We start from the raw sequence: 13,051 nt of genomic DNA, 5'->3' as shown, positions 1-13,051 counted from the left end.
ACGCTTGTGTGGATTAGGTCCAGTTTCCCACTATTTCGAGAGGACCAGTTACGTAAGGAGGCTCACACGCCTTGCTCTGGATGACCATTGACCGAGAGAAACCCATTCCGTTAATCAGACAAATCTATTCTGAATTACGCACAAAGATTTTGAGTGGAGAACTGACAGCCGGCTTCAAGCTTCCTTCTACCCGCAAAGTAGCCAGTGAACTGCACCTCTCTCGCAATGTGGTGTTAGAGGCGTACGAGCAGCTATTAGCCGAGGGCTACATCGAGAGCAGACGTGGCTCTGGGTATTTTATTGCTTCGGGCATTTATTTGGAACAGCACGCCCGGTTGACAGAGACTGGGTTGTCAAAAGTGGATCAGCATTTCATCGAATCCGAGAGCAAGCTGATCGATTTTCGCTCCGGTGTTCCTGCTCTGGAGCACTTTCCACGCAACCTCTGGGGCAAAACCGTCCAGCGCGTTTGTCAGGAAGCGCCACTGTCAGTCTTTGGCTATAATCGTCCCGAGGGACGCACGGAGCTGCGCACGATTTTGTGTCGCTATTTGTATCGAACGCGCGGCGTGCAATGCGACCCCGAGCAAATCATTACGACATCCGGGGCAACTCAGGCGCTCACCCTGATTGCCAACGTGCTTCTGCGTCCTGATAGTCAAGTAGTCATCGAGGACCCGATCACGCACGATATCCAGAGTATTTTCACCAGGACAGGTGCTCGTTTACTGCCTGTCCCGACAGATGCTCACGGGATGGATATGGAACAGCTACCGTCATTATCTGACCATCGCCCCCGCTTCGTATTTGTCACGCCTTCTCATCAGTTCCCACTCGGCGGCACCATGCCCATCCAGCGAAGACTTCAACTCATTCGTTATGCACGGGAAGCTGACTGTTACATTGTCGAGGATGATTACGACAGCGAATTTCGCTATGAGACTGCTCCCATCAGTTCCATTCAGGGACTCGCCTCGGAGCGTGTCATCTACATCGGTTCCTTTAGCAAAATTCTTTCTCCCGGTCTGCGCCAGGGATACCTCGTCCTGCCAAAAGCATTGGTAGCTTCCTATCAGCAAGCGAAATGGCTATCCGATTTGCACGCCCCTTCGATTGATCAACTTGCCCTAGGAGTTTTTATCGAGGAGGGGCACCTAGAGAAATACGTGAATCGCGTAAAAAAGCTGTACAAAAAACGCCGACAATGCTTGATTGATGCTCTGCAACTGGCTTTTGGTGATGGTATGCGCATTTGGGGGGAAGCTGCTGGTCTGCACATCGTAGCTGCTTTTCCAACGGTTCGCTTCACGCCTGAAGTCCTGGCCGCACTGGAGCAAGCCGGAGTGCGTGTCTACCCGGTCGAGGAACACGCCATTGTCAAAGGCAATCATACGGATAAAATCATTCTTGGATACGGCAATACTACCGAGGAACAGATCGAAGAAGGTGTCAAGAGGATCAGGTGTATTATTGGCGATTAAGTGTCGCCTTCCTCTATTCCCCAAAGAAAGAGCCAAATCTCGCATACGTCTCAAGATTTGGCTCTAGTCTATTACTTATCTGTTAACGAAAGCGTCCGCAGCAGCCAGGAGGGCACCAACGACAGTGATCCGGGCATCTCCTTCTATGGTCAAACTCCCAACTCCGGAAAGGTCTATGCTCGCCTCTTCCTCTACCGTGGTCCCAGTCCCTTCCACGATCCCATCCTGGTGGCCGTTCCCGATCCCTTTGCCAAGGGTAATAAGAAGAATGTCCTTCCCGCGAAGAATACGATGATTGCCATTGAGAGCTTTGATAATTCACGCACTCGCCTTCTTTCCTCTTATTTTTGCTGACTATATGTGTATATGCACGGTGGCGTTCATCCGCATAGACTACTGACATCCCTATAAATAAAAGGGTATCTACCTATCAAAAAAACCGGTATTCCTACGAACAGGAATGACCGGCTTTTGACTACCCTGATATGCCATTATGATTTCGTCCACAGCTCTCTGCGAGAAGTGGTTACAGATGTCGCACCGGCAAGAATAGCGCGATCCACATCTTCCTTTGTACGAATAAATCCTCCAGCGATAACCGGAATGTTGGTTCGTACAGTGATTTCTTCGATCAGGTGGGGAATGATTCCTGGCAAAACCTCGACGTAATCCGGTTTGGTTCTCGCAAGCTGGGTAAGGCTGCTGTCTAATGCCATCGTATCAATGAGAAACAGTCGTTGGATGGAAATGAGCCCTTTTTTCTTGGCGGCAAGAACGGCACTGTTCCGTGTGGTGATGATTCCTTCGGGCTGTGCTTCTTGCGCAAGAAACTCCATCGCATATTCATCAGACTTCAAGCCGTCTATGAGATCAGCATGGATCAGCAGTTTTTTTCCGAACGCTCTGGCCCGTTTTCCCAGTGGCTTTACTTGCGCTACATGGGCATTCAGCAAAATAATGCGCTCGTAGCAGCTTTCCATGAGTTCATCAAATTCTTTCAATGTCCGGGCTGCAGGAAGTATGACTTGATTGATCTGGTTTGCCAATCACGAATCACCCCTATTGAAATGTTTTCGCTAGATGATATTCCTCTTCAAACGCTTTTATTTCATGTTCTTTCCTCTCATCCGACCATTGCAGCTCATGAGCGAGCTCTTCTCCCACCAATCGATACACGGGCTCCAGTGTATCCCTCTCGAAGAATAGTCTGCCACTGCGACGAATCAGAAAATCGCTCAAGGTCATGACCATTTCTTCCATTACAGCGTAGCGCAGTTCTGCTTTCAACAGTGCTTCGATCGGAGACACATTTTGAGCATTTTGTGTCAAAAACTCCTGGCACATTGTTACGATTTGCTCACTGTTGCTTCCATATTTTCCGACCAGAACGCGGATTTGTTCCTCGGTGATTCCCCATTGGCGAAGTCGCTCTGCCTGTGCTTTCACAAATACAGGAATCTTGGCTGCGGAGTCAAATTTTCCGCCAGCGAGGACGATTTTGTCTGTCCGACAAGCTTCAAATGTTCTGCCCTCTTCTTCGGTCAACTGCTTGGCCACCACATCCACAATGCGCTCGGCCATCTTGCGGAAGCCCGTCAATTTTCCACCTGCGATCGTAATCAGCCCGCTTTTGGAGTAAAAAATCTCATCCTTGCGAGACAATTCGGATGGGGACTTGCCATCTTCATGGATCAACGGTCTGAGTCCTGCCCAGCTGGAGCTGACATCCTGTTCCGTCAGCTTCACAGAAGGGAACATCTCGTTCGCGGCATTCAATACATACTGCATGTCTTCTCTCGTCACCGTTGGCCGCTCCAGCACACCTTTGTAATTCGTGTCAGTGGTACCGATATACGTACTGTTATTGCGTGGAATGGCAAACAGCATGCGCCCATCGGATACATCGAAATAAACGGCCTGCTTCAACGGCAGTCTGTTATATGGCACGACTAGATGGACACCTTTTGTCAGGTGGAGGCGCTTGCCATACAGGGAGTGGTCTTTTTCTCGAAGCTGATCCACCCAAGGACCTGCTGCATTGACGACTTTTTTGGCATGGAGGGAGTACTCCGTACCTGTAAGCAAATCCTTCGCGCGAATCCCGATGACTTTGCCGTTTTCATAAATAAAGCCAATGGCTTCCGTATAGTTCACGCAGAGCGCTCCATGCGAGCTTGCTGTTTTCATGACCTCAACCGTAAGCCTAGCATCATCTGTCCGATATTCAAAATAGAGCCCGCCGCCCTTGAGAATATCGCGGCGCAACAGCGGTTCTGCCTCCACGGTTTTCTGTTTGTTCAGCATGATGCGTCGTTCTTTTCTTTCGACTCCAGCCAACACATCGTAAACATATAAACCAATAGAGGTTGCCAGCTTGCCATAGGTACCATTTTTCACGATGGGCAAAATCATTTTTTCCGGGATGACGATATGTGGCGCATTGCGATACAAAATAGCTCGCTCCCGGCCTACTTCCCGCACCAGCTGCACATCGCCCTGCTTCAAATAGCGCAATCCTCCATGAACGAGCTTGGTAGAGCGACTGCTGGTACCCGCAGCGAAGTCCTGTTTTTCCACGAGTCCGACACTCAGACCTCTCGCGGCTGCGTCGAGGGCAATACCTGCTCCCGTCACCCCACCGCCAATTACCAAAAGATCGAGTTGTTTGTTTGCCATTTTATCCAGACAAGCCTGGCGTTGACTTGATGATAATGAATGTTGATCGTTCATCTTTCTTCTCATCCTCTCTAAAAGAAAAAGACAGCCAATATCCAAAAGAAGCAATGCAATGTCATTGCTCTTCTGATACTGGCTGTCTCCGTAGTCTCCACAGCATGATTAACTTATCTTTAACTTTAGACCTCTTTTACACAAAAATCAATGCCTAATCTTGTAACCCATCGTTGCCGTAACAGCTTGCTTCCAACCTGCGTACAACTCCTGGCGCACTTCCTCCGCCATATCTGGTGAGAAGGAGCGCTCCACCACTTTGTTATTCACAATATCTTCCTTGCTGCCCCAATACCCGACGGCAAGCCCTGCCAGGTAAGCTGCTCCCAGCGCAGTCGTTTCATTGACACGCGGACGCTCAACCTCTGTATTCAGGATGTCAGACTGGAACTGCATTAAAAAGTTATTCGCCACGGCTCCACCGTCCACCGCCAGCTTTTGCAGCCGGATGCCGGAATCAGCCTCCATCGCTTCAAGCACATCCCGCGTCTGATACGCCAGAGACTCCAGCGCAGCGCGAATCAAATGATTTTCCGTTGTTCCACGGGTCAAGCCAAAGATCGCACCTCTTGCTTCCATATCCCAATACGGTGCTCCCAGTCCAACAAAGGCTGGAACCATATAAACACCATCTGTGCTGTCAACAGAGAGTGCGTGTTTTTCCGAATCCGATGATTTTTCGATCAGCTTGAGTCCGTCACGCAACCATTGAATCGCCGCACCAGCCACAAAAATACTGCCTTCCAGGGCGTACTCTACCTTGCCATCCACTCCCCAGGCAATGGTCGTCAACAACCCGTTTTTGGATGCAACTGCCTTTTCTCCGGTATTCATCAGCATGAAGCAACCTGTTCCGTATGTGTTTTTGGCCTGCCCTTCTGCAAAGCACGCCTGCCCAAACAAAGCAGCCTGCTGGTCTCCAGCAATCCCGGCAATCGGAATCTGGAATTCGAAGAGCTTTTCGTCTGTGTAGCCGTACAATTCGCTGGAAGGACGGACAGCTGGCAGCATGGCTTTCGGGATTTGCAGCATGTTCAACAGCTCGTCGTCCCACTCCAAGGAATGAATATTAAACATCAACGTGCGCGAAGCATTGGAATAGTCGGTCACATGTACAAGGCCATTGGTCAGCTTCCAAATCAGCCACGTATCGATGGTTCCAAACAAGAGGTCGCCTTTCTCGGCTCTTTCCTGTGCTCCCTCCACATGATCAAGCAGCCATCTTACCTTTGTACCGGAAAAGTAAGCGTCAATCAACAAGCCTGTCTTTTCACGAACGGTTTGCTCATAGCCTTGCTCTTTCAACTGGTTGCAAATATCGATGGACTGTCTGCTTTGCCATACAATCGCATTGTGGATCGGCTTACCCGTGTGCTTATCCCATACCACGGTTGTTTCACGCTGATTGGTAATCCCGATCCCTGCAATTTCTTCCGGTTTCACATGATTCTCCAGTAAAACCGCTTTCAAAACCTCCAGCTGTGCTTCCCAGATTTCCTCGGCATTGTGCTCCACCCAACCTGGCTTCGGATAGATTTGCGTGAATTCCTTCTGGGCAACACCGATAATGGCACCTGATTTATCGAATAAAATAGCGCGAGAGCTCGTGGTTCCTTGATCGAGGGAAAGCATATATTTATTGTCCATGACAACTGTTCCTCCTTCACTCATATGGAATCGCCTTCATTTTTACCTTTATGTCTAGGAACGCGCACTTTCGGATGCGAGTCGCTCCTTGCTGCCGATTGATTTTTTGGTTGTCATTCCGACCACGATGGCAATCACCATGAAAGCCGCTAATGCTATTACACCTGTCAGCGAATGATCTGTAAACGTCCATTTGTAAAAAAACGCTCCACTTACTGCTCCAATGATAGGTCCAACAACAGGAATCCATGCATAGCGCCAGTTGGACTTTCCTTTGCCGTGGATGGGCAAGAGAGCATGAGCGAGACGAGGTCCCAGGTCACGAGCTGGATTGATCGCATAGCCAGTAGTACCACCAAGAGACAAACCGATTGCGACAATCAGGAAGCCGACGATAAACGGATTCAGTCCTTCTGCAAATTTATTCGCTCCAATCGCCAGTAGACCGAGCACCAAGAAAAACGTACCTAAAATTTCACTGAACAGATTTGCGACTGTATTGGGAATCGCGGGACCTGTTGCAAATACGCCCAATTTGGCTCCTGCATCATTCGTCTCACGCCAATGCGGGTAATAAAAGATCCAAACGAACGTCGCTCCCATAAACGCCCCAATCAGTTGAGCCGCTACGTAGCCCGGTACATGCTCCCACGGAAATTGACCGATGCTTGCCAGTGCAATCGTAAGTGCCGGATTCAAATGCGCTCCGCTAATGCTTCCTACTGCATACGCTCCGCACGCAACTGCCAGCCCCCAGCCCAGCGTAATCACAATCCAACCGCCGTTTTGGGAATACGCCTTTTTCAAGTTCTGTCCGGCGCAAACACCTGCCCCCAAAATGATCAAGATCATCGTCCCGATCAGTTCCCCTACATAAATAGACATGGCCCATCCTCCCCCTTTTTGGAAAAAACGTAAACCTATTCCCGTAAAGCGCTTACAATACGCTAACTCCTTCGTGGTTTGTTTGGAGAGAAAATAAAAAAGCTAATACTCGCAAAACAAGAGGCAATGCCCTCATTTTACAAATATTAGCTGATCTCCCAATCTCCACAGCACTATTAACTTAAGACCTACTATATAGCCACTGCTCAAAATTTGTCAAGAATCCCTTTCCTTCACTTTTGCCAGTTCTCGCATCAAGCCAGGTAAAAAGAATAACGGGTACATCAGCAGGTACAGGTTCGGAATCCACCAAGACCAATCGTAATCTGCCTTGAACGCCCAAAAAGCGATCGCCTGCAAACCCGAGCAGGATGTCAAAACGAGCGACAGCATGGCGAGCGGCTTCCAGATGTGTCGTCCTCTGCGATAGGCGTACAGACTGGCAAAGCCCGTGATGGAAATAAAAATATCCAATGGAAAAAAGGACAGGTTCCATGCGAGCAAATTGGGGTCGTAGTAATCCTGATACAGGTATTCCACAGGGAGAAGCTCCAAAAATGTAATGAGCCAGTATACGACAAAAGCCACATCGGTGACCCAAAAGAACACTAGCATTGCCCTTACATTTTTCTCACTCATTTCGCCTCAGCTACTCCTGTATCTTTCGAAGATTGCGCGTGAGAGGAGTCTCCCAGATTCAACAGCACACAACCCACGATGATCAGTCCGACAGCAATTACCTTTTTGACAGTGAAGGCATCCTTGAAGATCACCACACCAATGACCGCGATGATCGCTGTGCCAAGACCCGACCAGATGGCATAGGCAGTCCCGACCTCCATTTCCTTGAGCGCCAGGCTCAGCGATGAGAAGCACAAAATATAAAAGATAAACATCATCACACTGGGGACAGGCTTGCTCAGGCCGTCAGACAGCTTCATCGATGTTGTTCCAGCCACCTCTAGCAAAATGGCCATTAATAGATAGACCCAACTCATTATGTTCCTCCTACTTACTTGTTTGAAGACGAAGAATCTACGATGCCGCCTAGTAAAATATCGATGACCGCATCCAGCGCATCGCCAATCGTCACATGATGCTGGTTTGCTAACTGCTGATCAATCAGCTGGTTGAGCGTTCCGGTATACATCTGAATCAAGATCGGAAGCTGAATACGACGAAACACGCCCTCCTCTACCCCTTGCTCCAGAATGATCCGAACATGCTCCCACTCCTGTTGATTGAACTCGTCGATCCGCTTCCATTGCTCCGGATAGTAGCGCTTCAGCTCATACCACACGCGCAGGTCCGTTCGTGAGAAGTTGTTCGGGACCAGTGCGAGGAGCTGTCGCATCTTCTCTACCAAATCGAGGTCAGGATCTTGTAAAATCTGATCTTCCGCTTTACGCAAATCCTCGATGTTTTCTTCAATGACTTTGGTGATCAAGGCTTCTTTCGATGGAAAGCTCGCATACAACGTCTTGGTGCTAACGCCTGCGCGTCGAGCTAAATCGGACATGGTAAAACGGACGCCCTTGGTCTCAATCTCATGATAGGCGCATTGTAGGATTCGCTCCTGCATATTCTTGCTCCCCTCTCGAAAACAAGGAAAATATTTTGTTTTTCATATTTTCCAAAACGTACTTTTAGCATAACGGCGTACTCATGCCTTGTCAACAATCGCCAAACCACGCTTGGCTCAGTGCCTTGATACCGGGATCGATTTTTTCCAATGGAATGCCCGCGAAGCCGAGGAAAAACTCTTTTGGCAAGGGATTGGGTGGCACCAGCCATGTAAACGACGCGGACGAGGCTCTCACGCCTGCCTGAATCGCCAACTTTTTCAACTCCTCTTCGCTTCGCGCGCTGTGTACCCGCAGCAGGACATGAAAACCCGCATCAGCTCCGATGACAGTCGCTCTTTCGCCAAAATGCTTTTGCACAGCCAGTAGCAGTGCATCGTGCTTTTTACGATACAGCTTGCGCATTTTGCGAACATGCTTTTCGAAATATCCTTTTTCCATAAAGGCTTCCATCGTCCTTTGATGCAGTCGGGATGAGGATGGTTCCAGCAATGTCTCGCGCAGCAGGTTGTAATATGTATCCAGCAGAGATTCGGGCAAGACCATGTACCAAATGCCGATTGCTGGCGCCAACACCTGCGCAATGCTCCCCATATAGATAACATTCGCATGCGGGAGCAAACCCTGCATGGACGGAATCGGTCTGCCATGATAACGAAACTCTCCGTCGTAATCGTCTTCGATGATGTATCCTCCCACATTTTTGGCCCATTCGAGCAATTGCAGCCGCTTGGATATAGGCATGATCATCCCACGCGGGTATTGATGAGCCGAAGAAACGGCGGCCAACCCAACCCCTGACTCATATAGCTCACTGACACTAATTCCGTCCTCTGTCAGTGAGATCGGCACCACGTCGTATCCGTGCTGGCGAAACGTATTGGCAAATAGCAAATATCCCGGATTTTCTACGCCGATGCGTTGGAACTGCGGCTTTACCATCAAACAGATCAGGGACAGCAAACCAAACTGGTCCGCCCCAATCACCACTTGATTTGGTGAACAAGCGACACCCCGGTACCTGTGCAAGTAGCCAGCGATTTGCTTCCTGAGTCCAGCCTCCCCTTGCGGATCCCCATAAAAAAGATTCTCCTGCTGCTCTATATGAAGCGTCTCATTGTACAAACGACGCCAAATCATGGTTGGAAATAACGAAAAATCATTGCGGGAGAGATGAAAGTCATAGTCGTACTCTCGCTCGTCACGCACCATGGGCCGCTGGATGGTTTGTGTGCTCTCACCAGCACTCGGCTTCACTTCAGGATCAGGTAATTTCTCCACATAGTACCCACTGCGCGGTTTGCTTTGGATAAAACCTTCCGCAAGCAGTTGCTGGTATGCCATCTCCACGGGTGTTGTGCTTACGCCCAGCAAGTCAGCCAGCTTGCGAACGGACGGCAGCTTGCTACTCACCGCCAAGCGTCCTGCGACGATTTCCTTTTTCAAATATGCATAAAGCTGTACATATTGCGGCTCGTTGTCGTTTTCCTGCCAGTTTGGGGTCAAGAGCATCTCGATTCCCCCTCCATCTGTCCTTTTCATTTTTACAAAACTGCACATTTTCAAGTATACACTTGCTCGTTATCCTAAGAAAAAGAAGTTTTGAACGAACAGGAGGACAACGACTATGTCTATGACACAGGAGAATACACGTGCAGCGGTTCGCTTTTTGGAAGGAGAACGCGTCTTTTTGCGACCGATTGGCACAGAAGATACTGAATTACTCTACCGTTCCTTGTTCAACAAGGAAACGCGTATGCTGACTGGTACCCAAAAGCATTTCACGCGTGAGCAAATCCACCAGTACATCGAAAACAAAGGCCAGGACTCTTCCAGTATCCTCTTATTGATCTGCCTGTGTGAAAATGATCAGGTGATTGGCGACGTCCAGATTGGGGATATCGATCGGAATAATCGCAACGCCTTTATCCGAATTTCTATTGACCAAAATGCCCATCAAGGCAAAGGCTACGGAAGCGAAGCCCTCCTGCTGATGCTCGATTATGGTTTTGGCATCCTCAATCTGCACCGCATCGAACTTAACGTATTCGCCTTTAACGAACGCGCCATCCACACGTATGAAAAGCTCGGATTCCACCGTGAAGGCGTACAGCGCCAAGCCCTTTATTACAACCATGCCTATCACGACTCTATTCTCATGTCCATGCTGGCAGATGAGTATCGGGCGAAATATGTAAAATAACAAAGAGAAAATGCACCCGGGAATTTTCAAACCCAGGTGCATTTTTTTAATCTAGGTAAACGGCTTCATAAAGGAGTATAATAGAGGAAATGGTAAGAAAAACCACTTATAAACAATAGATCAGCGCAAGAAAGAGAGAGTGACATGAAGAGAAAACTCCTATTCACTATCAGCTTTTTCATCATCCTGAGTGTATTGACAGGGTTCCATCCCGCATCAGCCAACACCTTGCAACAGTCATTGCAAGCAAACCTTGTCCCTGTTTCAAAAATGGAGCTTCCTGCAAAAACCATCATCGGGTTTGGAGAAGCTACGCATGGCAACAAGCAATTCACTACGCTGAAGTTAGATATTTTTAAACATTTGGTAGAAAAACAAGGTTATCGCGTATTTGCCATCGAAGGTGATTTTGGCGGGGGACAAAAGGTCAATGAATACATTTTAGGAGGCAGCGGAACTGCACAGGATGCCGCAAAAGCCATCGGATTTACGATTTACCATACAGAAGAAATGACCGCCCTTCTCTCTTGGATACGCGCCTTTAATGAGCAGCGGGATGCCAAAGATCAAATTCATTTCTATGGCTTTGACATGCAACGCTATGATCATAACAAAAACGGGCTATTCTCCTATTTGAAAAAAGTTGATCCGACACTCGCATCCAAGTATGAGAAGCTACTTACGAATCTTAATGATAAGACGGTGTATGATCAAAAGATCGCCCTCGTACAGGAAGCGCTCTCCCACATAAAAAGCTTAATGGAGCAGATGAAACAAAACCAATCCGTTTACATCGCGAAAAGCTCTGAGAAAGAGTATGAGCTGGCTACTGCCTACGCAGAATCAATCAAGCAAAACGCTACACTGCGCGGAACAAATGCGAACTACAGCAACACCCGTGATCGCTACATGGCGGACAAAGTAATGTGGATTTTATCCTTTGAAAAGAAACAGTACGGTCGCAACAACCTGTTCATCGCCGGACATAATGGACACATTGAAAAGACCTCCACTTCCGCAGGAATGACAACCTGCATGGGCGCACATCTCGCAAAAGCATTGGGGGACCAATATTACGCAATCGGAAGTGAATTCTACGAAAGCACCTTCCTTGCGAATGACGCCACTACCAACGAGCGCAAAGCGTTTACGGTAAAAAATAGTGGCAATAATCGGCTAGCTGTTCTGTTTGCACAGACAGGGATGGCGGATGGATTCCTTGATTTTGCAAAGGCAAAGCATCATCAGGATTTTTACACCTATCTGAATAAAGCGCAGTCCATCAGTGCAATCGGTGATGTTTTTAGTGGCTGGTATGGAAAAATGGAGAAGCTGTATACGTTGCAGATGGTTCCAGCAAAAGCTTTTGATGCGATCATCTTCGTGCGAACGGCTACTCCTTCGGTTATGATTACGGATTAACGGGTGAGAACATTTGCCTGGCATAGAGAGAACGGCAGCCGATTAAACTGGCTGTCGTTTTTTGTGAGTATGGAGCTATCGATACCCTGAGTTTAATAACTTATGCTCCTCAATCGGTATCGAAGAGAAGCCTATGGTACACGTAGATATTCACCTATCTCGATCATTTCACATAAATTAGTTACCATTAATCAACATAAAATGTGCAAAATCTGAACGTTTAATCTCACCACCATCAATGGAAAGAGGACTATCTTCAATAACAACGGGCTCACTACCTGCCTGTAAGCAATGGAGGTATTTATATGATTAATTTCTATTCTTTTCAGGGGACCGTTACAATGATAAGTGATTTCACTACAGGGCAAGATGGTGAAGGGGAGGGTTGTTATAAATTAATATCTGTAGATTACGCTTTAGGAGCAGTAGTTAATTTCGTAGTATCACCTACAACTTACTTTGTAGACCATGTAATGGTGGCAATAGGTGATCGCGTAACTGGATATTATGATGGGAATGCGCCTGTTCCTTTTATTTACCCTCCACAATATCAAGCACTTGTCATGATAAAAAATAGCTCATTTCAGAATGTAAAAGTAGATTATTTTAATAGTCAGATGGTGAGTAGTGACGGGCAATTACAATTAAATATTTCTCCATATACCCAAATCGTGTTAACAAATGGGCAACCCTTTACTAAAACCCCCGTGAACCGAGATCTAATTGTTATCTATGGACCTGCCACAAAAAGCATCCCCGCCCAAACCATGCCATATAGAATAATCGTTTTTTGTGAGAAGTTATTCTAATTTGCTTTTTGCCATCTAACCTGCCCGTCAGTTGAGCACACCTGCTTAGTCGTACACTAGCAGCCTCTGCTCTGTTTATTAGAAAGTCCCCTTACAAGATAGTTGTAACTTCGACTGCTTCCCAAATATCACCTAGATGATTTCCAATAATCGTTCCGTATTTCAGCAAATCCGATTGTGTCTCGAATGTTTGATCATCTTTATAAAACTCGCATAAATGCCACCCATTATGACTATGGCTGATAGAATAATCTTTGCCCTTGTACCGAAAGTGTATTTCATGACCTATTT

Annotated in this window: 13 protein-coding genes; 4 read left to right on the top strand and 9 right to left on the bottom strand. The window is 47.7% G+C overall.

Annotation, left to right across the window (positions count from 1 at the left end):
• The first annotated feature begins 71 nt into the window (after window positions 1-71).
• Complete coding sequence (locus tag HP399_RS05170; RefSeq protein ID WP_173616734.1) at window positions 72-1,481, top strand: MocR-like pyridoxine biosynthesis transcription factor PdxR; 1,410 nt, start codon at window positions 72-74, stop codon at window positions 1,479-1,481.
• Window positions 1,482-1,556: 75 nt separating this feature from the next.
• Here the strand turns inward: HP399_RS05170 and HP399_RS05165 are convergent, their stop codons facing one another.
• The 9 genes from HP399_RS05165 to HP399_RS05125 all read right to left on the bottom strand — a co-directional run bounded on the left by HP399_RS05165 (window position 1,557) and on the right by HP399_RS05125 (window position 9,838).
• Window positions 1,557-1,697: a hypothetical protein gene (locus HP399_RS05165; RefSeq protein WP_173616735.1), complete on the bottom strand. Its 141-nt coding sequence runs from the start codon at window positions 1,695-1,697 to the stop codon at window positions 1,557-1,559.
• A gap of 275 nt (window positions 1,698-1,972) precedes the next feature.
• Window positions 1,973-2,527, bottom strand: a complete 555-nt coding sequence (locus tag HP399_RS05160; protein WP_007718417.1) for a glycerol-3-phosphate responsive antiterminator — start codon at window positions 2,525-2,527, stop codon at window positions 1,973-1,975.
• A gap of 13 nt (window positions 2,528-2,540) precedes the next feature.
• Complete coding sequence (locus tag HP399_RS05155) at window positions 2,541-4,211, bottom strand: glycerol-3-phosphate dehydrogenase/oxidase (RefSeq protein ID WP_173616736.1); 1,671 nt, start codon at window positions 4,209-4,211, stop codon at window positions 2,541-2,543.
• 147 nt (window positions 4,212-4,358) lie between these two features.
• A complete protein-coding gene (gene glpK / locus HP399_RS05150) occupies window positions 4,359-5,858 on the bottom strand; it encodes a glycerol kinase GlpK (protein ID WP_173616737.1) in 1,500 nt (499 codons plus the stop codon).
• A gap of 54 nt (window positions 5,859-5,912) precedes the next feature.
• Window positions 5,913-6,743 carry an MIP/aquaporin family protein gene (locus HP399_RS05145; protein WP_173616738.1) on the bottom strand — a complete coding sequence of 277 codons (831 nt, stop codon included), beginning with the start codon at window positions 6,741-6,743 and terminating at the stop codon, window positions 5,913-5,915.
• Window positions 6,744-6,959: 216 nt separating this feature from the next.
• Complete coding sequence (locus HP399_RS05140) at window positions 6,960-7,382, bottom strand: YvaD family protein (protein WP_173616739.1); 423 nt, start codon at window positions 7,380-7,382, stop codon at window positions 6,960-6,962.
• Entirely contained in the window at window positions 7,379-7,741 is a 363-nt protein-coding gene (locus tag HP399_RS05135) for a DMT family transporter (protein ID WP_048034755.1), read from the bottom strand. The genes HP399_RS05140 and HP399_RS05135 overlap by 4 nt, the downstream gene beginning before the upstream one ends.
• A gap of 14 nt (window positions 7,742-7,755) precedes the next feature.
• On the bottom strand, window positions 7,756-8,325 hold the full coding sequence (locus HP399_RS05130) for a TetR/AcrR family transcriptional regulator (protein WP_173616740.1): 570 nt from the start codon (window positions 8,323-8,325) through the stop codon (window positions 7,756-7,758).
• 91 nt (window positions 8,326-8,416) lie between these two features.
• Complete coding sequence (locus HP399_RS05125) at window positions 8,417-9,838, bottom strand: MocR-like pyridoxine biosynthesis transcription factor PdxR (RefSeq protein ID WP_173616741.1); 1,422 nt, start codon at window positions 9,836-9,838, stop codon at window positions 8,417-8,419.
• Window positions 9,839-9,953: 115 nt separating this feature from the next.
• Here HP399_RS05125 and HP399_RS05120 point away from each other — a divergent pair, with 115 nt between their 5' ends.
• From HP399_RS05120 to HP399_RS05110, 3 genes are all read left to right on the top strand, one after another.
• On the top strand, window positions 9,954-10,529 hold the full coding sequence (locus HP399_RS05120) for a GNAT family N-acetyltransferase (protein WP_173616742.1): 576 nt from the start codon (window positions 9,954-9,956) through the stop codon (window positions 10,527-10,529).
• Window positions 10,530-10,673: 144 nt separating this feature from the next.
• Window positions 10,674-11,951: an erythromycin esterase family protein gene (locus tag HP399_RS05115; RefSeq protein WP_173616743.1), complete on the top strand. Its 1,278-nt coding sequence runs from the start codon at window positions 10,674-10,676 to the stop codon at window positions 11,949-11,951.
• A gap of 305 nt (window positions 11,952-12,256) precedes the next feature.
• The gene (locus HP399_RS05110) at window positions 12,257-12,760 is read left to right on the top strand and encodes a hypothetical protein (RefSeq protein ID WP_173616744.1); all 504 of its coding nucleotides are present in this window, start codon (window positions 12,257-12,259) and stop codon (window positions 12,758-12,760) included.
• Window positions 12,761-13,051 lie beyond the last annotated feature (291 nt).

The organism is Brevibacillus sp. DP1.3A (assembly GCF_013284245.2).
Classification (GTDB): Bacteria; Bacillota; Bacilli; order Brevibacillales; family Brevibacillaceae; genus Brevibacillus.
Note: the sequence above shows the minus strand (reverse complement) of the source record. Positions and strands in the feature narration are given on the sequence as shown.